Source organism: Bradyrhizobium sp. USDA 4538 (genome assembly GCF_024171045.1).
Classification (GTDB): Bacteria; Pseudomonadota; Alphaproteobacteria; order Rhizobiales; family Xanthobacteraceae; genus Bradyrhizobium; species Bradyrhizobium australafricanum.
This window is the reverse complement of the sequence record NZ_JALJZE010000001.1, coordinates 7,562,855-7,587,667: the sequence shown is the minus strand read 5'-3', so window position 1 is coordinate 7,587,667 and position 24,813 is coordinate 7,562,855. Positions and strand designations below refer to the sequence as shown.

Annotated in this window: 22 protein-coding genes; 13 read left to right on the top strand and 9 right to left on the bottom strand. The window is 65.6% G+C overall.

Features of this window, described 5'->3' with window-relative positions; genetic code table 11:
- Nucleotides 1-2: 2 nt before the first annotated feature.
- Nucleotides 3-1,088: a COX15/CtaA family protein gene (locus J2R78_RS34800; protein WP_168855922.1), complete on the bottom strand. Its 1,086-nt coding sequence runs from the start codon at nucleotides 1,086-1,088 to the stop codon at nucleotides 3-5.
- 195 nt (nucleotides 1,089-1,283) lie between these two features.
- On the opposite strand from J2R78_RS34800, the gene J2R78_RS34795 reads away from it, so the two are divergent.
- Nucleotides 1,284-1,493 carry a DUF2842 domain-containing protein gene (locus J2R78_RS34795; protein WP_016844954.1) on the top strand — a complete coding sequence of 70 codons (210 nt, stop codon included), beginning with the start codon at nucleotides 1,284-1,286 and terminating at the stop codon, nucleotides 1,491-1,493.
- Here J2R78_RS34795 and J2R78_RS34790 read toward each other — a convergent pair.
- The gene (locus tag J2R78_RS34790) at nucleotides 1,490-2,518 is read right to left on the bottom strand and encodes a polysaccharide deacetylase family protein (protein ID WP_253608425.1); all 1,029 of its coding nucleotides are present in this window, start codon (nucleotides 2,516-2,518) and stop codon (nucleotides 1,490-1,492) included. The genes J2R78_RS34795 and J2R78_RS34790 overlap by 4 nt on opposite strands.
- A gap of 167 nt (nucleotides 2,519-2,685) precedes the next feature.
- On the opposite strand from J2R78_RS34790, the gene J2R78_RS34785 reads away from it, so the two are divergent.
- Nucleotides 2,686-3,879, top strand: coding sequence for a GNAT family N-acetyltransferase (locus J2R78_RS34785; RefSeq protein ID WP_253608424.1), 1,194 nt, complete (start codon nucleotides 2,686-2,688; stop codon nucleotides 3,877-3,879).
- Between the two features lie 4 nt (nucleotides 3,880-3,883).
- On the opposite strand, the gene J2R78_RS34780 is transcribed toward J2R78_RS34785, so the two are convergent.
- On the bottom strand, nucleotides 3,884-4,822 hold the full coding sequence (locus J2R78_RS34780; RefSeq protein ID WP_253608423.1) for a LysR family transcriptional regulator: 939 nt from the start codon (nucleotides 4,820-4,822) through the stop codon (nucleotides 3,884-3,886).
- Between the two features lie 323 nt (nucleotides 4,823-5,145).
- Between J2R78_RS34780 and J2R78_RS34775 the strand changes: the two genes are divergently transcribed.
- The gene (locus J2R78_RS34775; RefSeq protein ID WP_016844958.1) at nucleotides 5,146-6,483 is read left to right on the top strand and encodes an MFS transporter; all 1,338 of its coding nucleotides are present in this window, start codon (nucleotides 5,146-5,148) and stop codon (nucleotides 6,481-6,483) included.
- 34 nt (nucleotides 6,484-6,517) lie between these two features.
- Here J2R78_RS34775 and J2R78_RS34770 read toward each other — a convergent pair whose 3' ends face one another.
- Nucleotides 6,518-7,477, bottom strand: a complete 960-nt coding sequence (locus J2R78_RS34770) for a LysR family transcriptional regulator (RefSeq protein ID WP_253608422.1) — start codon at nucleotides 7,475-7,477, stop codon at nucleotides 6,518-6,520.
- Nucleotides 7,478-7,616: 139 nt separating this feature from the next.
- Between J2R78_RS34770 and J2R78_RS34765 the strand changes: the two genes are divergently transcribed.
- The gene (locus J2R78_RS34765) at nucleotides 7,617-8,597 is read left to right on the top strand and encodes a tripartite tricarboxylate transporter substrate binding protein (RefSeq protein ID WP_253608421.1); all 981 of its coding nucleotides are present in this window, start codon (nucleotides 7,617-7,619) and stop codon (nucleotides 8,595-8,597) included.
- A gap of 9 nt (nucleotides 8,598-8,606) precedes the next feature.
- Here the strand turns inward: J2R78_RS34765 and J2R78_RS34760 are convergent, their stop codons facing one another.
- Nucleotides 8,607-10,943: a GumC family protein gene (locus J2R78_RS34760; protein WP_253608420.1), complete on the bottom strand. Its 2,337-nt coding sequence runs from the start codon at nucleotides 10,941-10,943 to the stop codon at nucleotides 8,607-8,609.
- Between the two features lie 175 nt (nucleotides 10,944-11,118).
- Here J2R78_RS34760 and J2R78_RS34755 point away from each other — a divergent pair, with 175 nt between their 5' ends.
- From J2R78_RS34755 to J2R78_RS34740, 4 genes are all read left to right on the top strand, one after another.
- Complete coding sequence (locus J2R78_RS34755; RefSeq protein WP_253608419.1) at nucleotides 11,119-11,730, top strand: polysaccharide biosynthesis/export family protein; 612 nt, start codon at nucleotides 11,119-11,121, stop codon at nucleotides 11,728-11,730.
- A 3-nt stretch (nucleotides 11,731-11,733) separates the two neighbouring features.
- Nucleotides 11,734-12,873, top strand: coding sequence for a glycosyltransferase family 4 protein (locus J2R78_RS34750; RefSeq protein ID WP_168855926.1), 1,140 nt, complete (start codon nucleotides 11,734-11,736; stop codon nucleotides 12,871-12,873).
- 115 nt (nucleotides 12,874-12,988) lie between these two features.
- The gene (locus J2R78_RS34745) at nucleotides 12,989-14,533 is read left to right on the top strand and encodes an undecaprenyl-phosphate glucose phosphotransferase (protein ID WP_092077940.1); all 1,545 of its coding nucleotides are present in this window, start codon (nucleotides 12,989-12,991) and stop codon (nucleotides 14,531-14,533) included.
- Nucleotides 14,534-14,677: 144 nt separating this feature from the next.
- Nucleotides 14,678-15,946 carry an O-antigen ligase gene (locus J2R78_RS34740; RefSeq protein WP_253608418.1) on the top strand — a complete coding sequence of 423 codons (1,269 nt, stop codon included), beginning with the start codon at nucleotides 14,678-14,680 and terminating at the stop codon, nucleotides 15,944-15,946.
- On the opposite strand, the gene J2R78_RS34735 is transcribed toward J2R78_RS34740, so the two are convergent.
- Complete coding sequence (locus tag J2R78_RS34735) at nucleotides 15,918-16,412, bottom strand: MarR family transcriptional regulator (protein WP_141341084.1); 495 nt, start codon at nucleotides 16,410-16,412, stop codon at nucleotides 15,918-15,920. The two genes, J2R78_RS34740 and J2R78_RS34735, sit on opposite strands and share 29 nt — an antisense overlap.
- A 123-nt stretch (nucleotides 16,413-16,535) precedes the next feature.
- Between J2R78_RS34735 and J2R78_RS34730 the strand changes: the two genes are divergently transcribed.
- Nucleotides 16,536-17,735, top strand: coding sequence for an NAD(P)/FAD-dependent oxidoreductase (locus tag J2R78_RS34730; protein ID WP_253608417.1), 1,200 nt, complete (start codon nucleotides 16,536-16,538; stop codon nucleotides 17,733-17,735).
- A 177-nt stretch (nucleotides 17,736-17,912) separates the two neighbouring features.
- On the opposite strand, the gene J2R78_RS34725 is transcribed toward J2R78_RS34730, so the two are convergent.
- The 3 genes from J2R78_RS34725 to J2R78_RS34715 form a co-directional block, all read right to left on the bottom strand.
- Nucleotides 17,913-19,088, bottom strand: coding sequence for a trans-acting enoyl reductase family protein (locus tag J2R78_RS34725; RefSeq protein ID WP_253608416.1), 1,176 nt, complete (start codon nucleotides 19,086-19,088; stop codon nucleotides 17,913-17,915).
- A 66-nt stretch (nucleotides 19,089-19,154) separates the two neighbouring features.
- A complete protein-coding gene (locus J2R78_RS34720) occupies nucleotides 19,155-19,937 on the bottom strand; it encodes a DUF169 domain-containing protein (RefSeq protein ID WP_092077950.1) in 783 nt (260 codons plus the stop codon).
- An 86-nt stretch (nucleotides 19,938-20,023) separates the two neighbouring features.
- Nucleotides 20,024-20,818, bottom strand: a complete 795-nt coding sequence (locus J2R78_RS34715; RefSeq protein WP_253608415.1) for a YdcF family protein — start codon at nucleotides 20,816-20,818, stop codon at nucleotides 20,024-20,026.
- 66 nt (nucleotides 20,819-20,884) lie between these two features.
- On the opposite strand from J2R78_RS34715, the gene J2R78_RS34710 reads away from it, so the two are divergent.
- The 4 genes from J2R78_RS34710 (at nucleotide 20,885) to J2R78_RS34695 (ending at nucleotide 24,772) form a co-directional block, all read left to right on the top strand.
- Nucleotides 20,885-21,826, top strand: coding sequence for an acetamidase/formamidase family protein (locus J2R78_RS34710; RefSeq protein ID WP_028340203.1), 942 nt, complete (start codon nucleotides 20,885-20,887; stop codon nucleotides 21,824-21,826).
- Between the two features lie 169 nt (nucleotides 21,827-21,995).
- A complete protein-coding gene (locus J2R78_RS34705; protein ID WP_253608414.1) occupies nucleotides 21,996-23,822 on the top strand; it encodes an AMP-binding protein in 1,827 nt (608 codons plus the stop codon).
- A 174-nt stretch (nucleotides 23,823-23,996) separates the two neighbouring features.
- The gene (locus J2R78_RS34700; RefSeq protein ID WP_016844973.1) at nucleotides 23,997-24,197 is read left to right on the top strand and encodes a hypothetical protein; all 201 of its coding nucleotides are present in this window, start codon (nucleotides 23,997-23,999) and stop codon (nucleotides 24,195-24,197) included.
- 107 nt (nucleotides 24,198-24,304) lie between these two features.
- The gene (locus tag J2R78_RS34695; protein ID WP_076825272.1) at nucleotides 24,305-24,772 is read left to right on the top strand and encodes a GcrA family cell cycle regulator; all 468 of its coding nucleotides are present in this window, start codon (nucleotides 24,305-24,307) and stop codon (nucleotides 24,770-24,772) included.
- The last annotated feature ends 41 nt before the right edge of the window (nucleotides 24,773-24,813 follow it).

The window sequence follows — 24,813 nt, the reverse complement described above, 5'->3', positions numbered from 1 at the left end:
GATCAACCGGGCTGGCCGACCGCAACGAGGGTCGGCTGGTCCCGCTCGGTCCGGCGCGCGGCGAAGCGCTCGGCCTGCAGCACCGCGAGCGTCAGCACGACGATGGCGACGGCCTGGTGCGTCAGCGCCAGATCGATCGGCACCTGATGCAGCAGCGTCAGGATGCCGAGCGTCGCCTGCAGCGTGATCGCCGCCACCAGCCACCAGGCGCCGGCGATCACCGCGCCGCCGGCGCGCGCGCGCATGGCATCGATCGCATGCGCGATCGCCAGCGCGAACAGCAGATAGGCGGTCATGCGATGTTCGAACTGCACCGTCAGCGTGTTGTCGAACAGATTGCGCCACCACGGTGTCTCGAACCAAAGCCGGTCAGCCGACGGAATGAAGCCGCCGTCGATGTCGGGCCAAGTATTATAAACCCTGCCCGCGCGCAGCCCCGCGACCAGCGCGCCGAAATAGAGCTGCACGAAGGTCAGCACGAGCAGCACCGCGCTCGTGAGCTTCAGCCTGAGCGGCGCGATCACGCTTGGGCGGTCGGTCAGGCGCCGCAGCGTCCAGACGATCGCCGCGAAGATCAGAAGCGCCAGCACAAGATGCGTCGCCAGCCGATACTGCGATACCTCGATGCGTTCCGAGAGGCCGGACGCGACCATCCACCAGCCGACGCCGCCCTGCAGCGCGCCGAGGCCGAAAATCACCCACAATCGCCGGCCGAGTTCGCCGCTCACCGCGCCGCGCCACAGGAAATACAGGAACGGCAGCAAATAGGCCGCGCCGATCACGCGGCCAAGCAGCCGGTGGCTCCACTCCCACCAGAAGATCGTCTTGAATTGCTCGAGCGTCATCCCGGCGTTGAGCTCGCGATATTGCGGGATCCTCTTGTAGCCCTCGAAGGCCTGGGTCCACTGCGCCTCGGTCAGCGGCGGCAGCGTACCGGTCACCGGCTTCCATTCGACGATCGACAGGCCAGACTCGGTCAGCCGCGTGGCGCCGCCGACCAAGACCATCAGGGCGATCAGGGCGGCCACCGCGACCAGCCATACCCTGACGGCGCGAAGCTGCGATGTCTTTGCGGAAATACCGGCCATTTCGCCCTGACTTGATTGGATTTTCGGGCCCCTTATAGTCCGCCGCGCCCGCGGCGCAAGCCGCCGTCCGGAGCCTCGTTTCCGATCAAGTCGGAAGCAAGCTCCAGAACGTTGTTTTGACGCGTTTTCTTTGCGCGAACCGGTGCCCGCTTCGCTCGAAAAAACGCCTTGGATCACGAGTTGCAAATATCCGCCATGGCCATACGCACCCGCAAACTGCTCGGAACCATCTTCCTGCTGATCCTGGTGGTGGTGTGGTCACTGCTTGGCATGACGGTCGCCCAGACGCCGTGGCTTGCCAATTCGGGGTTGCTGCAGGCGATCTTCTACGTCGTCGCCGGCCTCGGCTGGGTGCTGCCGGCGATGCCGATCGTCGCCTGGATGTCGCGGCCCGATCGCGCCTAAGTAACGTTCTGGTCGCGCGCGCTGCGCGTCGGCCGCACCGGCGCGAACATCACGCCCGACAGCAGCACCCGCATCATCCGCAGCGAACGCACGCGGCCGTCCCATGCGATGCGCGGCAGCGCGTGGAGGTTGGTGCGCCCCTGCGCCTCGACGACCCCTGGTATGGTCGACACCGCGCTGGCAAAGCCGGCCTCCTCGGCCATCACGACATGCGGACGGCCGAACGCATCGCGGTCCCCGAACGGGAATGCGAAATGCCTGACCTGCCGCCCAAGCGCGCTCTCGGCCACCGCCTTGCCCATCGCCATCTCGCGCTGCGCGTCGGCATCCCTGAGGCTCGACAGCGCCGGATAGTTCACCGTGGCGCTGCCGAGCGTCACGTTCGGATCGGCGGCAAGCTTCGCCAGATCCTGCCAGTCGAGTGACGCATTGCGTGACAATTGGGCTGCGTCGGCCGAATAGCGCCTGGCGAGATCGTTCAGCGCGTAGGACAGGTCCGACGGCGGCAGCTTGCGCAGCCAGCCGGACAGGAAATCGAACAGCTCGTATTTGTCCGAGAGATTTGAAATCGCGAAGTGCCGCTCCCGGCCGTCAATCATCATGCTGATGCGGTTTTCGCGCGCGATGATGTCCTCCAGCACCAGCCACCACGCCACGCCGACGCCATCGGGAAAGGCCGTCGGCAGGTACAGCGCGAAGGGAACGCCGTGCCTGGCGAGCACCGGCCAGGCATGGGCGACGATGTCCTTGCTGGCGCCGTCAAAGGTCAGACAGGCAAAGCGCCGGCGCTCCGGCAAAGTCACCGCGCGGCGGCAAGCCTCGTCAATCCCGACGAGGTCATACTGCCAGCGCTTCAACGCGCGGATCGTGCGATCGAGGAAAGCCGGGGTGATCTCCTGGGACTTCAGCGGCTGAAACCGGCCGCGTCGCGCGGGACGAACGCGGCCGAAGCGCAGGATCACCCCGGCGCCGCCGCTCTCGCGTTCCCGCAGCTTGAAGGCGCCACTGAAATACGCGAGCTCCATTCGGGCCCGTCGTAAAATCCCGCTGTCCGGCGCCAAGATCCCCGTCCTTGTCAGGCGGTTCCCGCACACCGCCGCGGCATTGTTCTTACTCTTTGTTGACATTTCCCTGCGAAGGTCGGCCCCAGCCGAGAACTGTAAATTAATACCCTAAAATTTCGGGTTCCGAGATGACCATGGCGGCGGCAATCGAAGGCCAGACGGCTGAGACGCGGGCGTGGCCGAACGCGATCCGCGTTGCCGGCGTCGACATCTTTCATGATCTCACCGCGGCCGAAGCGACCTGGCGCGGCTTCGAGACATCGCAGCACAGCTACACGCCCTATCAGCGGTTCGATTTCCTCGCCAGCTGGCAACGCCAGGTCGGCGAGCGCGAGGGCCTGCGGCCCTTCATCGTCGTCGCTCATGACAGCGAACGCCGGCCGCTGCTGCTGCTGCCGCTCGCAATCGAGTCCCGCCTCGGCGCGAACTGCGCGAGCTTCATGGGCGGCAAGCATACGACCTTCAACATGGCGCTGTGCGAGAAGGATTTCGCCGCCAACGCGACGGAAGCCGACATCGCGGCTCTGATCGGATCGATCGCCGAACGCTCCCGCGCCGATGCGCTCGTGCTCTGCCAGCAGCCGCTGCGCTGGCAGGACCTCCCGAATCCGCTGGCGCTGCTGCCGCGTCAGCCTTCGGTCAACGACTGCCCGGTGCTGGCGATCGAGCCCGGCGCGGCACCGGCGACGCTGGTCAGCAACTCGTTCCGCCGCCGCCTCAAGGGCAAGGAGCGCAAGCTGCAGGCGCTGCCCGGCTATCGCTATTATGTCGCGAGCGAGAGCGCCGATGTCTGCCGCCTGCTCGACTGGTTCTTCCGCGTCAAGCCGCAGCGCATGGCCGAGCAGAAGCTGCCGAACGTGTTCGCCGAGCCGGGCATCGAGCAGTTCATTCGTGCCGCCTGCCTCGCGCCGCGCGCCGACGGCAACGGCTATGCGATCGACATCCACGCGCTGGAGTGCGACGAGGAAGTGATCGCGATCTTCGCCGGCGTGTCCGACGGTCATCGCTTCTCGATGATGTTCAACACCTACACGATGTCGGCCAATTCCAAGTTCAGCCCCGGCCTGATCCTGATGCGCGATATCATCGATCGCCATGCCGGCCTGAACTACCGCGCTCTCGATCTCGGCATCGGCTCGGACGAGTACAAGCGGCTGTTCTGCAAGGACGATGAAGCCGTCGTCGACAGCTTCATTCCGCTCAGCTTGCGCGGCAAGCCGGCGGCCAGCGCGCTGTCGGCCATCAATCGCGCCAAGCGCGCCGTGAAGCAAAATCCGGCGCTGTTCGAGATTGCCCAGAACCTGCGCAGCATGTTCCGCTGAGTGTTCAGCTCGCCGCGTCGCCCTGCTCTGCACCGCCATTCGGTACGCCGAGCCGTTTCATCGCGTCGAACAAGAGTGTCGCGGCGGGTGACAGCGCGCGCTTGCGCAACTTGATCAGGCCGTAATTCTCCAACAACAGCCTGTCGCGCAGGCGCAGCACCTTGAACCGCTGCGGATCGACCAGATCGAACACCAGCATGGGGACCGGCACGATCGCGTCGATGCCCGCCGCAATTCCGACCGAGGCGAAAAACGACTCGGTGTTGATGACCCGGCGCGGCGGCGTCACGCCGCGGCTCATGAACAGCCTCTCGAGCGCCTGGCGCATGAAGGATTCGCGCGGCTGGCAGATCCATTGCTGGTCGGCCATGTCCTCCAGCTCGACCGTCTCGCGGCCGGCCAACGGATGCTCCGCGCGAACGAGCAGCACCGCCTCCTCCGCGCCGATCTCGTAATAGTCGAATTGCCGGGGGTCGATGCCGGCGGGAATCCTGGCGACGACGAAATCGAACTCGAGCGCCAGCAGTCGCGTGATCAATGGCGGGCTGGTGCTGACATCGAGCGAGATGTTCACCCGATGCAGCTTTTCGCCGAGATACTGGATGACGTCGACGACGAGGTCGATGCTCGGCTTGGCGACTGTTCCAACGGAGACGGTGCCGAGCTCACCGGACTTGTAACCCGCGAACTCGTCGGTGACCTGGTCGAGATCGGCCAGCACGCTCTTGCCGCCACGGATCAGGATCGACCCATAGGCCGTCGGTTCGACGCCGCGCGCCGTGCGCTCGAACAAGGGAACCCGCGCCAGCGCCTCGATTTCGGCAAGCATCTTCGATGCCGCTGATTGGGTGATGTTCAACCGCTCGGCGGCGAGCTGCAACTTGCGCTCATTGTCGAGAGCGACCAGCAGGCGCAGCTGGCGCAGTTTCAGATTACTGATCACGGCCCGCCACCATCCTGCCCGGAAAGAGCCTCTTCCGCTCCGGCTAAACCGGAACGGGGCTCCAGATTCTGCTTTGAGGCGTTTTCTTGACGCGAGCCGGCAGCCACTTCGCCGGAAAACGCTCCAGGGTTCCCGCGTTTATACCGCGGTGCATCATGACAGTTTCGCCGTGGCTCCATTCCCAAATGCCATTAGTCACGCGGCAGTCGATTACACAACAATGAAGAAGACTTGCAAGAGCAACGCGACGAACCGCTGCGGGTGCGCCAGGTGCCGCCCCGAACAGCGCAGTGATCGTCTGCCGAATCGAAAAACAGGAAGGGATGGGAACGATGAGCGACGATGTCGAGAAGCGCGCGATCGGAAAGATGATGCGGCGGCTGATTCCGTTCCTCATCCTGTGTTACTTCGTGGCCTATCTCGATCGCGTCAATGTCGGCTTCGCCAAGCTGCACATGAACGCGGCGCTCGGCCTCAGCGAGGCTGCCTACGGGCTCGGCGCCGGTCTGTTCTTCATCGGCTACTTCTTCTTCGAGGTGCCCTCCAACATCCTGCTGGAGCGGTTCGGTGCGCGGCGGTGGATCGCCCGCATCATGATCAGCTGGGGCATCGTCTCGGCCGCATTTGCCTTCATCCCGCAGATGTCCGCGGCGAGCGGCCTGTCGAGCGAATGGATCTTCTACTTCCTGCGCCTCCTGCTCGGCGCCTGCGAAGCCGGCTTCTTCCCCGGCATCATCTTCTATCTGACGCTCTGGTTCCCGTCGGTGTACCGCGCGCGCGTCATCAGCCTGTTCATGCTCGCGATCCCGATCTCGAGCATCATCGGGGCGCCGATCTCGGGATTGCTGCTCAACCTGTCGGGCGCCGGCCTGACCGGATGGCAGTGGCTGTTCGTTTGCGAGGCATTGCCGTCGGTCCTGGTCGGCTTCGCTGTCCTGACCTTCCTGCCGGACTTTCCGCGTCAGGCAAGCTGGCTGCAGCCCGACGAGGTCAAGTGGATCCAGACCACGCTTGAGCGCGAGCGGCAGCAAACCGAGGCCGTGGAGCATATTTCCGTTCTGCAGTCGCTCACCGACTCGCGGGTCCTTGCCTGCGCCTTCGTGTATTTCTGCCTCAACGCGGCAAGCTACGGCGTCGCATTCTTCCTGCCCACCATCATCAAGGCGTTTGGCGTCACCGACACCCAGACTGGCTTGATCGCGGCCCTGCCCTTCGTGTTCGGCGCGGTCGGCATGGTGCTGCTCGGCCGCCATTCCGACAAGACCGGCGAGCGGCGATACCATGTCGCCGGCGCGCTGACGCTCGCCGCCGTCGGTATCGGCCTTGCCGGGCTGGTATCGAATCCGGTGCTGATCGTCGCCCTGCTCTGCCTTGCGCAGATCGGCGTGTCGGCAGTGCCGCCGATGTTCTGGCCGATGCCGGCCGGCATCCTGACCGGCGCCTCGGCGGCGGCAGGCATTGCGGCGATCAACTCGCTCGGCAACCTGTCAGGCTTCGCCGGCCCATTCGCCGTCGGCTATCTGAAGGACCTGACGGGCAGCTTTACGGCAGGGCTGCTGCTGCTCGCCGTGATGGGACTGATCGGCGCGCTGGTCACGATCAGGCTGCGGATCGATCCGGTGCTCGAGCGAACCGCGCGCGAGCCGATGATGGCGCACTAAACGCGCCTGCGCGGAACGGCGCCTGTAATATCCGTCATTTGCCGGCGGCCGCCTTGCTTGCGGCCGCCTTGGCGATCTCACGGATACAGGCGATGAAGATCTCGGCGGTCGGGCCCAAGGTGCGGCCTTTCAACGTGACGATCGCGGCCGAGACGGCGGCCGCCCGCGGAAGCTGAACCGGAAGCACCTTCAGCCCGAGATCGCCGCCGGCAAACCGCGCGACCGAGCCCGGCAGCACCGTAATGAAGCGGCCGGTCGCGGCGAGCCGGCAGCACAAATGAAGCGACAGCGTCGTGATCGGCGCGCTTGGCATCTGCATTCCGAATTCACGAAACGTCTCCGCCACTGCGGCGCCCGGAAAGGTGTCCGGCGGAGGTAACACCCAGCGCTCGTGTGCGAGGTCGGCCAATTCGAGCCTGGATGCGCGCGCCCATTTGCTTCGCTTTCCTGCGACAACGACGCGCTGATCATCGAGCAAGGGCTCGACCGCCAGGTCTGTCTCGTCAAACGGTGTCGGCGTCCATCCCAGCAACAGATCGATGTTGCGCTCGCGCAGTTCGCGGTAGCGCAGATCGCTGAGAACGGTCTGCGCGACATTGATGCGGATGCCGGGATGCTGCCGCGTGAAGCGGTCGATCGCCACCGGGAGCAAGCCCGCTGCGATGCTCTCCGTGCTGCCGATGCGCAACTCTCCGATGCTCGGATCGGCCAGAAACTCGAGCTCCTGCAAGCCTTGGGTAAGCTCGTCGAAGATCGAGACCCCGCGTCGCACCAGAGCATGGCCATAGGCCGTCAGTTCGATGCCGGTACGGCAACGATCGAGCAGCCGACGGCCGAGCGCGTGCTCCATGTCGCTGACCGCCCGCGAAATCGCCGGCTGCGACACCGCGAGCTCCGCGGCAGCCTTCGCCATGCTGCCGCGCTGCGCGATGACGAGCAGGATGTGCAGGTCGCGCAGCTTGATCCGGCGTCGGGCACGCTCGATGTCCTGCATCAGCGATCCTTACCAAAACGGTTATGGAAGCCTCAGACACTAGCATTGGACGTTTATCCCCGCCTCACGCATCCTCCGCGTGCGATGACGCAGATCGTCGCGCCCCGGACGGCGCGACTCCATGACCTTGGAGGCATGCATGTTGACCCGTCGCGACGTCCTGACCGCGTCAGCGGCAGGTGCCGCGCTCGCCGCCGCGGGCCTGGTCCGGCCAGTCGGCGCGCAGCCCCGCCTGAAGACCGCCCATATCCTGACCGGCTACACGCCCGGATTGCCGGACGCCGTCGCAAGGCTCATCGCCGGGCAGATGCAGGATTATGCCGATTCCATCGTCGTTGAGACCCGGCCCGGCGCAAGCGGCCGGATTGCGATCGAGGCCGTCAAGAACGCCGAGGCCGATGGATCGGTCATGCTGCTCGCGCCGCTTGGATTCATCGCGCTGTTTCCGCACACCTACAAGTCGCTGACATACGCACCGCAGGACTTCACGCCGGTATCAACCGTCGGCTCATTCGCGACGCTGCTGGCGATCGGCCCGAAAGTCCCGAACGATGTCAGGAGCCTCGCCGACTTCGTCGCCTGGTGCCGCGCCAACCCGACACAGGCGACCTACGGCACGCCGGGCGTTGGCACCACGCTGCATTTCATCGGTGCGATGCTCGGCCGGACCGCGGGCTTCGACTATCTCCACGTGCCCTATCAAGGCAGAGGGGCGGTCCAGGATCTCCTGAAAAGCGAGATCGCGTCGGCGGTGATGCCGATCGACAGCCTGCTGGGCCAGGTCCAGTCCGGACAGCTTCGCGCTCTTGCGACGACCGGTCCCAGCCGTCTCAAATCTCTCCCCGATGTGCCGACGGTGGCGGAAGCCGGTTACCCCGCGCTTCAGGACGTGACCTGGTTCGGCATCTTCCTGCCGGCGAAGACGCCTCCCGCAATCGTCGCGCAACTCAACGGTGCGATCCAGGCGTCATTGCGCAGCGACGAGGTCAAGTCCGGCATGGCCAAACTGTCGGTCGACGTCGACGCAATCGCGATGAATGACTTTGCGCAACTGCTCGCCACCGAATCCGATCGCTGGAAAGGGATCGTGCGGGCGACAGGATTTACCCCGACGGGCTGACGGCGGCGCTCAGGCAGCCACCACCCGCGGGCTCCTCACAGCCGCTTCCGACGCCGCGCAGGGCTTGCTCAGCATCGTCACTTCGGCGAAGCCGACCGCCCTGAGTTGCTCGACCATCGAGTGGCGGGCATCCTGCGCCATGGCGGCGTCGGGCACGACGACCGCCTGCGCCTTCGCGGTCAGCAGTTCGGCCGGAAGGTCGACGGCCGAACCGGCGTCGAGCAGCACGTGGTCGTAGACCCTGAGCAGCGCGTCGATCGCAAGTGCGAGCCGCGGCGATTGCAGATGCGAGCGATCGAAGCCCGGACGCCCGGCGCTGACGATCTGAACACGCGACTGCCGATCCTTGGTGATGATCTGCGCGAAGGTCGCCTCGCCCTGCATCAGCTCGGCAAGGCCGGGCGCCGCCGGATCGACGGTCGCCGACGTCAGTACCGGCGAGGACGCGACGAGATCGACGACGACGACCTTGGCCTGGCGCGCCATCAGACGCGCCAGCGTCAGGGTGGTCAGCGTAACGCTATCAGCCGCGGCCGGGCCGAGCACGGTGACCTTGTGGGCGGCGGGACCGGCGGCGGCGAGGCGCTCGGCGAGCTCATCGATCTCGTCGGCGGTCTGGGCGGAATCAGGCTGCGGCGGAGATTCATAGGCAGCCGCAGGCTCCAGCGGCAGTTCGGGCTCCACCGCCGGCTTCGGCGCGACCGGCGATGCGAGCGCGGGTTCGGGCGACAGCGCGGGCTGGTCCACGGTTGCGGCATCCATGACCGGCTCGCGGCGCCTGATCACGGCAGCCGCCGGCGCGAAGGCGCGGCCAACCGCACCGGGCGCGGAGATGCGCAGCAGCTCGCCGGTAATGATGATGCCGGACGACAGCAGCAGCGTCGCCAACGTCGCGATCAGCACGATCGGCAGCTTCTTCGGATAGGCCGGCGTATTCGAAACCGAGGCGCGCGAGATGATGCGACCGTCGGTCGGCGCGGCCTCGATGTTCTCGCGCGCCGTCGCCTCGCGATACTTGGCGAGATAGGCCTCCAGCAGGTCGCGCTGCGCCTTGGCTTCACGCTCCAGCCCGCGCAGTTGCACGTCCTGGCTATTGCTAGACGACGCCTGCCTCTTCGACTGGTCCAGGCTCGCCTGCAACGCCATGACCCGGCCATCGGCGACGCGGGCGTCATTGTCCAGCGAGCGCGAAACCTTGCCGGCTTCCTCGCGCAATTGCCTGTCGAGATCGGCGATCTGCGCCTTCAATTCCTTGATGCGCGGATGGTTGTCGAGCAGCGTCGACGACTGCTCGGCAAGCTGCGCGCGCAGCGTGCCGCGCTGTTCGGCGAGCCGGCGGATCAGCTCGGAATTGAGGACCTCGGACGCCTCGATCGGCTTGCCGCCCTGAAGCATCTCCCGGATCAGCCGCGCCTTGGTCTCGGCATCCGCCTTCAGCGCGCGGGCATTGTTGAGCTGCGTGTTCAGCTCACCCATCTGCTGGTTCGACAGCGGGATGTTGTTGGTGCCGACGAACAGGCTCGACTTCGAGCGGAATTCCTCGACGCGCGAATCCGCCTCCGCGACCTTGGTGCGCAGCTTGTCGATCTCGCCAAGCAGCCATGTGCTGGCGGATTTGGCCTGGTCCTGTCGCGCGGCCTGCTGCAACACGAGATAACCGTCCGCGATCGAGTTGGCGACGCGCGCCGCAAGCTCGGGATCTTCCGACTGGAACTCGATCACCATGACGCGCGACTTGTCGACCGCAAAAGCCTGGAAGCGCTCGTAATAGGAATCAAGCACCCGCTCTTCCGGCGTCAGGCTGAACGGATCACGGCCGATGCCGAACAGCGCCAGCAGCGACTTCAACGGCGAAAAGCCCCGCAACACCGGATCGAACTCCGGACGCTCGGCCAGCTTGTTCTTCTTGATGATGTCGCGCGCGAGATCGCGCGACAGCAACAGCTGCACCTGACTCGTCACCGCCTCGGCGTCGAGCGAGGTGCGCTCCAGGTCGCGCTCGCCGTTCGGACGCAGGAAGGCGTTCTCGCGATTGTCGATCAGGATTCGCGCTTCCGACTTGTAGCGCGGCGTCACGACGTTGACCGCGGCAAGCGACAACGCGAACACCAGCACCGTCGGCACGATGATCCAGCCGCGCTTGCGCGCCAGCGCGCGGCCGAGCACGTGCAGGTCGAGATCGGCCGCCTCCGCCGGGCGCGCCGGCTTGTCGGGCGCAGGCTTGTCAGGAGCAGGCTTGGGCGCAGCCGGCTTCACGACAGCTTCGTCGGCGACGGGCGCAGACTTCGGCAACGCCCGTTGCACGACGGCCTTATCCTTGCCTCTACGCCAGAATGCAAAACGCATAACGAACCCCCGCGGACACCGCGACTCCATCTCAATGGGGCGATTACAGTCCATTAAGGTTGCCGCTGGGTTAATCGGTGGGGTTGACGGGCATGGCCGCCACCACCCGCCCCGTCATTCTTTGTTAACCATGGGTGCCGTTAATCGGAGCCGATATTGTCGCGGGATTCCTTGCATGCGCGATCTGCGCGCTCCCCTTATTTGTCTGGTCGCTGCGCTCGCGCTGTCGGGCTGCATGGGCCGAACGTCGCCGCTTGCCGGCGACCCCGGTCTCGAACCGATGGCGTATGCTGCGCCCGTGGCCTATGCCGATCCCGCACCGACGCGCGAGGGCTATAATCTCGGCCCCGGCGACAAGCTCCGCGTTGTGGTCTATGGCCAGGAAGGGCTGACCAACGCCTATGCGATCGACGCCGCGGGCGCGATCACCATGCCGCTGATCGGCTCGGTGCCGGCGCGCGGCCGGACGCCCGCCGGGCTTGCCGCCGAGATCACCGCGCGGCTGCGCAACGGCTTCATCCGCGAGCCGTCGGTCGCAGTCGAGATCGAGGCCTACCGGCCGTTCTTCATCCTCGGCGAAGTCCAGGCCCCCGGCCAATATCCCTATGTGCCCAAGATGACGGTCGAAAGCGCGATCGCGATCGCCGGCGGCTTCTCGCCGCGCGCCAGGCGCGACGAGGTTACCGTCACCCACACCAATGCATCCGGCGCCGGCCGCTTCGTCGCTCCCCTGGGCACGCCGATCGGCCCCGGCGACACCGTGTTCGTCGGCGAGCGCTGGTTCTGATCGATGGCGCAGGATCAAAATCAGCAACCGCCCCTCCGCATCCTGCACGTGGTGCGTGCCCCGGTCGGCGGCATCATTCGTCACATCCTCGACGTCGCCAACGGCCAGATCGAACGCGGCCATCATGTCGGCATCGTCGCCGACAGTTTGACCGGCGGCGCGCGGGCCGACGCGGCGCTTGCCGAGATCGAGCCGCGGCTCAAGCTCGGCGTCCACCGCGTGGCAATACGCCGCGAGCCGCGCTTCGCCGATTTCATGGTCTGGGCCCACATCGCCGGCCTGATCCGCAAGCTGAAACCCGATGTCGTCCACGGGCATGGCGCCAAGGCCGGCGCCTATGTCCGGCTGCGGCGGCGGTCGAGCAAGGTGATCCGGGTCTACACGCCGCATGGTGGCTCGCTGCACTACCCGCTCGACACCTGGAAGGGCCGCTTCTACAGCCAGCTCGAGCGCACCCTGATGAACAGCACCGACCTATTCCTGTTCGAGAGCGCGTTTGCCCGCGACACCTATCAGCGCACGGTCGGCAAGCCGGCAGGCCTCGTGCGCTGCGTGTTCAACGGCGTCACCGCGGAGGAATTCGAACCGGTCCCCGGCGCCGACGATGCCACCGACGTGGCCTATGTCGGCGAGTTCCGGCGCATCAAGGGCGCCGATCTCCTGATCGACGCGGTAGCGAAGCTGCGCGCCGAGGGCAAGCCGGTGACGTTGACGCTCGGCGGTGACGGCGAGGAATTCGAGCGCCTCAAGGAGCAGGTGACGCGGCTGTCGCTCGGTGAGGCAGTCCGCTTCATCGGTCACGTCAAGGCGCGCTACGGCTTCTCGAAGGGCAGCCTGCTCGTGGTGCCCTCGCGCGGCGATTCGATGCCCTATGTGGTGATCGAGGCGGGCGCGGCGGGCGTTCCGATGATCGCAGCCGATGTCGGCGGCATCCCGGAGATCTTCGATACCCACACCGACGCCCTGTTCGCGCCGAGCAATGCCGGAGCGATGGCCGACGCGATCAAGGCCGCGCTCGACGATCCCGCCGCGACCGCGGCGCGCGCCGAGAGACTGCGCGAGCGGATTTCGGAACATTTCTCGCAAAGCGCGATGGTCGAGGGGGTACTGGCCGGCTATCGCGACGCATTTGCCAAACGTTAACCACTTCTTGCACACGTAACCGTTTCTTCCGATTTGTCCCCTTAAGTCACGCCCGGGGGAATTTTCGTGCTGCGCGCGGATGCCCATCTGCATGCGCAGGAATGGACGTGGACTCGTGGAACCGTTTAACGCACGCTCGATGCTGGATGCCGCTGCGTCTGCGACGGCCGCTCAGCCGCAGATCGAACGGCGCCGGCGCCTCTCGCCGGCCGCGCTCGCCGTTACCAACCAGAAGGTTCGCGGCGCCTACTCGCCGGTTGTGATCGCCGGCGTGGTTCGCCTCGCCGACTTCGTGCTGCTCAGCCTGGTCGGCGTCGGGCTCTATCTCGCCTATGTCAGGCCGCTCGCCGGCGGCAGTATTCACTGGGGGTACATCGCATCGATCCTCGGCATGTCGGCTGCCGCCGTGGTCTGCTTCCAGGCCGCCGATATCTACCAGGTGCAGATCTTCCGCGGCCAGCTTCGCCAGATGACGCGCATGATCTCGTCGTGGGCCGTCGTGTTCCTGCTGTTCATCGGCATCTCCTTCCTGGTCAAGCTCGGCGGCGAGGTATCGCGGGTCTGGCTGTCGTCGTTCTTCTGCGTCGGCCTTGCGGTGCTGATCGCCGAACGGCTGCTGCTGCGATCGATGGTGCGCGCCTGGGCGCATGACGGCCGGCTCGACCGCCGCACCATCATCGTCGGAGCAGACCACAATGGCGAGCAGCTGATCGAGGCGCTGAACGCCGAGGATGATTCCGACATCCATCTGCTCGGCGTGTTCGACGACCGCAATGACGATCGCGCCACTAATACCTGCGCCGGCTCACCGAAACTCGGCAAGATTGATGACATCGTCGAATTCGCCCGCCGCACCCGCGTCGACCTCGTGCTGTTCGCGCTGCCGATCTCGGCGGAGACCCGCATCCTGGAAATGCTGAAGAAGCTCTGGGTGCTGCCGGTCGACATCCGCCTGTCGGCCCATACCAACAAGCTGCGCTTCCACCCCCGTTCCTATTCCTATATCGGCAAGGTGCCGACGCTCGATATGTTCGAGGCGCCGATCACCGACTGGGATCTGGTGCTGAAATGGCTGTTCGACCGCGTGGTCGGCGGTCTGGCCTTGCTTGCGGCGCTGCCAGTGTTGGGATTGGTGGCGCTCGCGGTGAAACTCGACAGCCCCGGCCCGGTGCTGTTCCGCCAGAAGCGCTTCGGCTTCAACAACGAGCGGATCGACGTCTACAAATTCCGCTCGCTCTACCACCACCAGGCCGACCCCACCGCTTCCAAGGTGGTGACCAAGAACGATCCACGCGTGACCCGCGTCGGCCGCTTCATCCGCAAGACCTCGCTCGACGAATTGCCGCAACTGTTCAACGTTGTGCTGAAGGGCAATCTCTCGCTGGTCGGCCCGCGCCCGCACGCCGTGCAGAGCAAGCTGGAGAACCGCCTGTTCGACGAGGCGGTCGACGGCTACTTCGCCCGCCACCGCGTCAAGCCCGGCATCACCGGCTGGGCGCAGATCAACGGCTGGCGCGGCGAGGTCGACACTGACGAGAAGATCCAGAAGCGCGTCGAATACGACCTCTATTACATCGAGAACTGGTCGGTGCTGTTCGACCTCTACATCCTGCTCAAGACCCCGTTCTCGCTGCTGACCAAAAGCGAGAACGCGTACTGAAGGTTGAGACTTACTGACGTCGTTGCGAGCGCAGCGAAGCAATCCATATCGCGGCTCGGGGATAGATGGATTGCTTCCTCGCTTCGCTCCTCGCAATGACGAAGCAATGTGTTGAGTGCTTGTACCAAGTTGCGTGAGTATCCGATGGCCTATGCGGCGACAGCCGGGACGTCCCATTCGCTGACATCAGCACCAACGGGCGTGCTGGCGCTGCAGCGGGCGCTGGTGTGGCTGGCCGGCGCGTCCGGCGCCATCGTGTTCATCGAGCCGAGCCCGTATGAGCTCGTCACGCTGACCGCCTGCGTGCTGTTCTTCGCCACCGGCCTGCGCATGCGGCTGGTGTTCATGCCGCTGCTGTTCACATTGATCGTGCTCAATGTCGGCTACAGCATCGGTGCGGTGCCGTTCCTCGACAAGCCGGAGGTGGTGAACTGGATCCTGACCTCCTGGTACATGGCCATCACCGTCATCTTCTTCGCGATGGTGATGTCGGAGGATACCGAAGCCCGCCTCGACATGCTGCGCCGCGGCCTGATCGTCGGCGCGATGATCGCTTCGCTCGCCGGCATCGCCGGCTACTTCCGTCTGGTGCCCGGCGGCTACGACCTGCTGACGCTGTATGACCGCGCCCGCGGAACCTTCAAGGACCCGAACGTGCTCGGCGCCTTCCTGATCCTGCCGGCGCTGTTCACACTGCAGAGCGTGGTCTCCGACCGCTTCGGCAAGGCGCTCCGCAACGCCATCGCCTTCGGCATCATCTCGCTCGCGATCCTGCTGTCGTTCTCGCGCGCCGCCTGGGGCGGCCTCGTGATCACCGCGGCCTTCATGCTGGCGCTGATGGTGTTCACCAGCCGCTCGCAGGCGCAGCGCTCGCGCATCATCGTGATGACCTTGATCGCCGCGATCCTGGCCGTGGCGCTGATCGCTGTGCTGCTCTCGATCGGCTCGGTCGCCGACATGTTCAAGCAGCGCGCGAGCTTCGACCAGAGCTATGACGAAGGCCGCTTCGGCCGGTTCGGCCGCCACATCCTCGGCGCCCAGATGGCGCTGGAGCTGCCGTTCGGCATCGGGCCGCTGCAATTCCACACCTACTTCCCCGAGGACACCCACAATTCCTATCTCAACGCCTTCATGTCGGGCGGCTGGATCTCGGGGATTTGCTATCCGGCGCTGGTGTTCGTCACCGCGATCATCGGCTTCCGCTACATCTACATGCGGGTGCCGTGGCAGCGCGGCTATCTCGCGGTCTTCTCGGCGTTCCTCGGCTTCGTCGGCGAGAGCTTCATCATCGATACCGACCACTGGCGGCACTTCTGGATGATGCTGGGCACGATGTGGGGCATGTATGCGGCAGCCGAGCACTACCGCGCGACGTCGGCACGGATCATCGACGAGTCTTCGGCGGCATCTTGAGGCTGGCGCGCTGCTCCGGCGGCATGTCGATCACCGCCTTCAATGCTCCGGTCGCTTCCAGCACGCCCTTGTAGCCGTCATTGGCGAAACGCAGCAGCAAGCGCAGCTCGTCGTCGGTGTAGCTACTCCACAGCTTGAGCATCGCCTCCTGCATCGGCACGTAGAACTTGCCGATCTCCGCCGCTTTTTCCTCCACCACCGAGATGAAGACCTTGCGGCGGTCGCTCTCGTCCCGCTCGCGGCGCACGTAACCCGCTTTCTCCAGACGATCGACCACGCCGGTGATCGCGCCGGTGGTCAGCCCGGTGACCTCGGCGAGACGCCCCGCGGTTACCCGCCCCTCCAGATGCAGGATGTCCATGCATTCCATGTCGGAATTGGAGATTCCGGCCATGTTTGCAACGGCTTGGCCGTACATCACGCCCTGCGCGGATGACCGGCGCATCGCCTCCTCGAGTTCCTGCATCAGCGTTTCGCGCGACGTCGTGCTTGACAAATCGGCTCCTATATCTTACTCGCCTAATATCTTATATACTAAGATAATTAGCAACTGACCTTTCCTATCCCACACGGATGCATGGAGCAAGGCATGACCTCACGTCCCCGTAAAGCTCTGATCATCGGCGCCGGCATCGCAGGTCCTGTCACTGCGATGTTCCTGACCCGCGCCGGCATCGAGACCGAGCTCTATGAAGCCTGGCCCTACTCCACCGGGGTCGGCGGCGGGCTTCAGATCGCGCCGAACGGCATGCATGTGCTGGCCGAGCTCGGCCTCGCCGACGAACTGATCCGAAACGGCTCGATCGCGGAGTCCTTCGACTTCTATTCGCAGGGCGGCAAGAAGCTCGGCTCGCTCAACCAGAACATGCAGCAGCGCTTCGGCCAGCCCGCGGTGAACATGTGCCGCGCGACGTTGAACGAGACGCTGATCGACAAGGCCTGGGCCTCCAACGTCTCGGTGTTCTTCGAGAAGAAACTTGTAAAGATCGAAGACCGCGGCGACCAGCCCGTGATCGCCTATTTCAACGACGGCACCACCGCCGAGGGCGATTTCGTGATCGGTGCCGACGGCGTGCACTCTGCGGTGCGGCGCCACGTGATCCCTGACGGCCCGACGCCGTTCGACACCGGGCTGATCGGCTTCGGCGGATTCGTGCCCCGCGCGGTGATCGAGAAGCTGCCGATCGGCCAGAGGGTGGCGACCACGTTCGGGCAGAGCGGCTTCTTCGGCTATGGGATGTGCAGCCCCGATCCGGACACGGGCGCGATGTGGTGGAGCACGCAGCCGTCGCACGGCATGACCGCGGCGGCCTACCGCCTGCGGAGCCAGGACGCGATCAGGCAGCATCTGCGCGATTTCCACGCCGGCTGGCACGCGCCGATCCCCGAGATCATCGAAGCCGCCCAGAATATCGTGGTCACCGACACGCTTGACGTCGCGACGCTGCCGACCTGGTCGCGCAAGCGCACGCTGTTGATCGGCGACGCCGCGCACGCCACCAGCCCGCATGCCGGCCAGGGCGCATCGCTGGCGCTGGAGGACGCGCTGCGGCTCGGCATCCTGATGCGCGGCGGCCAGGAGCTCGGCATGACGTTCCAGGCTTTCGAGCACGAGCGGCGCCCGCGCGCCGAGAAGATCGTGGCGATCGCCCGCCGCAACGGCAACAGCAAGCGTGAGTTCAGCCCGACCGGCGCCTGGCTCCGCGATCACATGCTGAAGCTGCTGCTGCCGGTGTCGTCCAAGGGCATGGACTTCATGTACGCGTATGATCCGCGGGCGGCGGCGTAGCGCCTCTCCCTCTCCCCGTCCTTCACGGGGTCGAGACGAGCGAAGCTCGCTCTTAGAGGGTTGGGGTGAGGGGCTCTTTCCACGAGCAATGCGATCGGACGGACCTGTACCCTCACCCGGATCGCATCTGACGAAGCGATCCGACCTCTCCCCGCAAGCGGGGCGAGGTAAGCGAAGCTACTTCTCGACCTCGAAGGTCAGCCCGGCGTGATCGACCAGGCGCCTGATGAGCTTGTGCTGCATCGCGGCTCCCGGCGTCCAGAAGCCGGCGGCGACGTCGGGTGTATCGCGCAGCAGGCAGATCGCGCATTCCGAGATCATCTTCGAGGTCGAGCCGTAGCCGGGATCGCGATCGCCCTTGATGCCGGCGCGGACCATGCGGCCGTCAGGCGCGACCGCGAGATAAAGCAGATCGTAGCGGCCGTTCTCGCGCTCCTCCTTTGACGGCCCCTCGCCCGGCTTCGGCGCGCTTGGGCCGGTCTTCTCGGAATTCAACGCCATCACCTTCTTGGCGTTGGCCTCGCCCTTCTCGCCCGGGCCGGTCAGGACCATCTCGTCGTAGACGAAGTCCTGTCCGTAGGGAAAGCCCATCAGCATGTTGGAGCGGTGCACGTTGCGCGTGTTGATCAGCGCCATCATGAACGGCGCGGTCCAGGAGTGCAAATCCTCCTCATAGGCCGGCTTGCTGCCGCGCGGCTGCTTCGGACCCTCGAAGCCCGGCGTCAGCGCGAACGGGTTGTTGAGGATCGCAACCAGGCTGAGGTCCTTGGCGACCGCATCGAAGGTCGCCTTGGCGCTCGCCGCGGTGCCGCCGGACAGCGTGCCGCGCATGTCGCGCACGCGGCCCTTGATGCGCGGCGCCGGCGCGCCGAACACGCGCCTCGCTTCCTCCTGCACGAAGAACGCGCCCAGTTCGAACGGCACCGAGTCGAAACCGCAGGAGAACACGATGCGCGCGCCGCTGGCCTTCGCGGCGGCTTCGTATTTGTCGATCATCTGCCGCATCCAGATCGGCTCGCCGCAGAGATCGAAATAGTCGGTGCCGCTTTCCACGCAGGCCGCGATCAGCTCGTTGCCATAGAGCTGATACGGTCCGACCGTCGAGATGACAGACCTGGTTTGCGCAAGCATCGCCTTCAGCGAGGCGGCATCGCCGGCATCGGCGACGATCAGCGGCGTGTCGGCGGGCGCGCCGATCGCGTCGCGAACCGAGGCGAGCTTGTCCTTGCTGCGCCCGGCCATCGCCCATTTCAGGCTGCCGACGCGATAATGCGCCGCGAGATATTCGGCGACGAGCTGGCCGGTGAAGCCGGTCGCACCATAGACGACGATGTCGAGTTTCGACGAGGACATGGATCAGGCTCCCTGCGCAGCGAATTGGGCGCCCTTTTGTCATCGCGGGCGCGGCGACGCAATCGGCTATTTCTTGTACGAGACGCCCATGCCGGCGCGCACGTCGGCCTGGATGCCGTAGGGCGCGATCGGGTAGCGCAAACCGTTCTTGGCGAGCTGCTTCATGCCGGCGATCGCCTTCACCAGATAGGCCGGCGGCAGTGCCATCAGCATCTCCTCGTCCGGCACGCCACCATAGCGGCGCTCGGCGAAGCACGGCAGCGACAGGCTCGGCTCGCCGGTCTTCAGCGCCCGCCCCCACGAATCCGCGCAGGCGGTCTCGCCGACCACGCCCCATTCGAACTTCTTGTAGCCGGTGTACTGCAGCCCGTTGATCAGGATGATCATCTGGCCCGGCGTCGCATAGACCAGGCAGATGTCGGGCGGGTTGAGCCGTCCGCTGGTCAGCGGGCTGACCGCCATCGCCTGGTACTGACCGTACGGCACCACGTCGAGCGCCTCCTGGCGCTTGCGCGCGTCTTCGGCAGTGCCGTGCCAGACGCCGACATAGTTCTCGCCGGCAAGCCATTTCTCATCCTGCGGCGCGAGCCCGATCACGGCGCGGCATTGCGCGCCGACCAGATCGTCGCCGGTGATGCCGACGGTCCAGCCGAGCCGCGAGGCCATGCTGACGATCTGGTCCGTGGTGTGGACCGCCGACGGACGGCGAATCTTCGGGATCGCCTCCATCTCCTCGGCGCGCGCGAACATCTTGATGCCGATCACCGTGGTCTTCAGCCGCAGCAGATTGTTCAGATCGGTGACGATTGCGCCGAGGTCGAACTGTTCCGGCGGTGTCTGCTGTTGCATGGCGTGAACTCCCGTGATCGGCGGCTTGGCGCCGCCTGTTGCGTCGATGTTAGGATTGGCCGTTGGAGGCGACAAGTGCCTACGCCTCAGCGCGCGGCCGGCCCCGGCAGCAAATCATCGGTTCGGCCGGCCAGGTGATAGGCCAGAAGCCCGATCCACTCGCGTGTGCCGAGATCGGTGCGCGACAGGCCCTCGATCGCAAGCGTCGCGAAGCTGAAGACATTGCCGACGCGCCAGTCGACCGGATAGGCCTCGACGTTGAATCCCGCCTTGCGGAACAGCCCGACCGAGCGCGGCATATGGTAGGCCGAGGTGACGAGCAGCCAGCGCTCGCCCGGCTTGGGATCGACCAGTGCCCTGGAGAACTCGGCGTTCTCCACCGTGTTGCGGGAGCGGCGCTCGATGATCAATCGCGACCTGGCAATGCCGAGCCCCTCGAACATCTCGGCGGCATAGTCGGCTTCGCGCGCATCGTTCGAGATCAGGTTCGCGCTGCCGCCGGTGAACACGAGGCGCGCATTCGGATATCTGCGCGCGAGCGTCGCCGCCGCGATGACGCGATCGGCCGCGCTGCGCACCACCGGCGTGCCATGCGCAACCGACAGATCGGCATCGATCGAGCCGCCGAGCACGATGATGCCGTCCGGCACGCCGCGCGAGGCGTCCCATGGCGGGAAGCGCTGCTCCAAAGTGGAGATCAGGACATTGCCGAGCGGCGAGAAGCCGCAGATCGCGAGCAGCAGCAGCGCGGCCACCATCAACCTGCGGCCGAGGCGCGCAAACCGCGTCAACAGCAGCACGGTGCCGATCACGCCGATACCGATCAGGAAGTTGATCGGCAACAGCATGATGCCGAGCGTCTTGGAGAGCACAAAAAACAAGAGAAGCCCCTGCGAAGTTCTGCTACAGCGTCATACGCTGCTGGGAAACTAATCAAAAGCCGTCACATGACCCATCATCATCTGAAGTCGAGCCCTGAAACCTGCCATTGGGGCTTCTTTGAAGCCAAGCTGAAACCGGTTCTGACCGTTGCGAGCGGCGACGAGATCACGATCGAGACCGTCAGCGGCGGCCCGGACGTGGTGCCCGACCGCGGCAAATTCTTCGTTCCGCCGGAGCTCGACGACATCCATGCGAAGTGCGAGCGGATGGTACCCGGACACATTCTGACCGGCCCGATCGCCGTTGCCGGCGCCGAACCTGGCGACGTGCTCGAGGTCGATATTCTCGACGTTCAGCTGCGACAGGACTGGGGTTACAATCTGATCAAGCCATTGTCCGGCACCCTGCCCGACGATTTCCACGAAACACGCGTCCTCAACATCCCGCTCGATCGCGGGCGCATGGTCGGCCGCATGCCCTGGGGGCTCGATCTGCCGCTCAAGCCGTTCTTCGGCGTGATGGGCGTGTCGCCGCCGCCGGCCTGGGGCCGGATCTCCTCGCTGATCCCGCGCGCGATGGGCGGCAATCTCGACAACAAGGAGCTCGGCGCCGGCGCCAAGCTCTATCTGCCGGTGTTCGTTCCGGGCGCGCTGTTCTCCTGCGGCGACGGCCATGGCGTGCAGGGCGACGGCGAGGTCTGCGTCACCGCGATCGAGACCGCGCTGACCGGCCGCTTCCGCCTCACATTGCGCAAGGATATCAAGCTCGCCTATCCGCGCGCAGAGACCGCGGATCATTACATGACCATGGCGATGGATCCCGATCTCGACCAGTGCGTGGTGCGGGCGCTGCGCGACATGATCGTGCTGCTCGGCGAGAAGCGCAATCTGTCGCGCGAGGATGCCTACACGCTGTGCAGTCTGGCGGCCGACCTGCGCGTGACGCAGACGGTCAACGGCTCCAAGGGCATCCACTGCATGATCGCCAAATCCGTGGTCCACGGCTGAGATCGTCATTCCGGGATGGTCCGAAGGACCAGACCCGGAATCTCGAGATTCCGGGTTTCGACGCTGCGCATCGCCCCGGGATGACTGAGTGCTATGGCCGCACTTGTGTTCCGCGAGCACGGCTCGATACAATCCCCGTCCCAACGAACAAGAATGGACGGGGACGGATATGCTGAAGGACAGGCTTTCGCCGGCCGACGAGGCTGCGCGCGACAGGGAGATGCAGGAGACGCTCGCCGCCTGCCCGCGCATCCTCGACCTCATTGCCCGCGGCCCGCAGGGCGCGCCGGACGCTGAAGCCGCGATCTATCTGCGCTCGCCGCTCGATCCCAATCCGGTCGTGATCTCGAACGATCACTTGATGGGCTGCATCAAGGCCGCTGAAACCTATTTCCGTAAGCACGGCATCGGCAAGGACGACGCGGTGGCTGTCCTGCTCCCGGCGTGCCCCGCGACCGTCGTCGCGATCTTCGGCGCAGCCGCCTGCGGCGTCGCCGAGCCGCTCAATTTGCTGTTCACGCGCGAAGCGATCGTCGCCCAGCTCAATGCGATCCACGCGAAGCTGTTGCTGGCGCCGCCGCCGGGCATGCCAGGCGGGCTCTATGAGAGGGTCGAGGGCCTGCAGCGCGAGGTGCCTTCCCTGAAGCACATTGTGATCGTGCCGCTCGACGGCAGCATCGCCTTCGACGGTGAGGTGCTGCGGCCTGATCCCGCCTGGCGCGACGACTACGGCAAGTCCAAGGACATGAGCGAGGCCGACCGCGTCGCCGTGATGCTCCCGACCGGCGGCACTACCGGCCATCCCAAGGTGGCGCGGCTCACCAACCGCGCGATGGTCGCCTCCACAGTATCCTCGCGGATGGCGCTCGATTTCCATCGCGGCGAGCGCGCGATGATCACGATGCCGCTGTTCCATGTCGGCGGCCTTTTCTGCACCACGGCCAATTCCCTGGCGGCCGGCACGACGATGGTCATCCCCGGTCCCGCCGGCGCGCGCGATCCGGCGCTGGTCCGGCACTTCTGGCAGATCATCGAGCAGTACCGCATCAACATCGCCGGCAACGTGCCGACGATACTTGGCGCCCTCGCCGATATCCCGGTCGCGGACAGCGACATCTCGACCCTGCGCGTCACCGCCACCGGCGCCTCGATCTGCCCGCCGGAGATCGAGCGCCGTTATCTTGCGACCTGGGGCGGCCCCTGCATCCAGCAGCTCTACGGCATGACCGAGCTCGCCGGCGCCATCACTCACGATGTGCACGGTGTGAAGCCGCGCGCCGAGAGCGTCGGCACCCGCAATCCGCTGGTCGAACTCGCGATCCTCGACGGCGGCAAGCTCCACACGGGACCGTGGCCTTCGCCGGTCGGCGAACTGCTGACCAGGGGCCCGCAGGTGTTCGCCGGCTATGTCGACAAGAAGCAGACCGAGGAGGCGTTCCGCGACGGCTGGCTGCGCACCGGCGACATCTGCCGGATCGATGCTGACGGCTTCGTCTACATCATGGGCCGCGCCAAGGATGTCATCATCCGCGGCGGCCACAACATCGATCCGCGCGCGATCGAGGACGCCGCGCTGGCGTTTCCGGGCGTGGCGCTTGCCGCGGCCGTCGGACGTCCCGACACCTACGCCGGCGAAGTGCCGATGCTGTTCGTCTCGGCGCAGCCCGGCACCCATATCGATCCGAACGCGCTCGCCGCCTTCGTGCAGGACAACATCCTAGAGCCGCCGGCGCGCCCGCGCGTGGTGTCGGTGATTCCGGAGATGCCGGTGACTCCGGTCGGCAAGATCTTCAAGCCGAAGCTGCGCGAGATCGCCGCCGGCGAGGCGGCGCGCGAGTTGCTGGCGCTGGAAGGATTGTCCGGCGAGGTCACTGTCGACGCGATCACCGACCCGTCGCGCGGACTGTACCTGAGCGTGAGCGCGCCTCCGGAAAAGGCCGAGAAGGCTGAGCGGCTTCTCAAGAAGTTCCCGGTCAAGGTCGAGTTACGGCCCTAACACCTTCATCTATCTCAATAATTCGATGACACCCGCGCGCTGGAACTCGCTTCCAGCGCGCTTGGGCGCGGCTGGCTGTTTCTTGCCGCCCACGGCTTGACGAACCGCCTCATTCCTAAATAGACTCTAAATAGATACTTTTCAGTACAGGCGTTCGGGGTTAAGCGTTTCACCATGGCTACGGAAAAGGCCGAAACCGACCGCGTCCCGGTCACGCTGGCGCTCTCGACCATCGGATACCTCGAGAAGCTGGTGAGACAGGGCACCCACGGCACGAGCGTCCCGGGCGTCGCACGGACATTGATCGAGGAAGGCATTCGGCTCGCCATCAAGGACGGGTTGCTTGCAATCCGCGACAACGGCCGCACGCCCTGAGAGCATGATCCGGAAAAGTGGAAACCGGTTTTCCGAAAAGATCATGCTCAAGAACTAAGGGCGCGTGTGCCGGCGCGGCGGTTCAACACAGAACGTGGAACCGTCAGATGATTGCCATCCAAGAGACCTGGACGCCGGAGCGCGTCGACCAACTCAAGATCTACTTTGAAGCCGGCCTCTCCTGCCGCGACATCGCCGTCAATATCGGCGTCAGCCGCAATGCGGTGATCGGCAAGCTGTCGCGGCTGAACCTCACACGCACGACGCCGGACGAACGTCGGGCGCGGCGCAAGAAATCCGCCGCCCACGCCGCGCAACGGGCGACTGCCAAGCAGCAGCTCCGGTTGCTCCAGGCGGTCTACGAGCAGGAGCCCGACGACGCCCCGATCGTCAGCGCCAACAGCTGCTCGCTGTTCGAGCTGAGCGAGCAGCGCTGCCGCTGGCCGATCAGCACCCCGGGCGCCGATGATTTCTGCTTCTGCGGCAACACACCGCTCGGCGGCATGCCCTATTGCTCAGGGCATTACCGCCTCGCCTATCAAGCGGGATCGCGCCAACGCGCGATGCGCGGATAGCGCTTGAGTGAAGCCGTCCCCACGCGATGCGGGACGGCCGT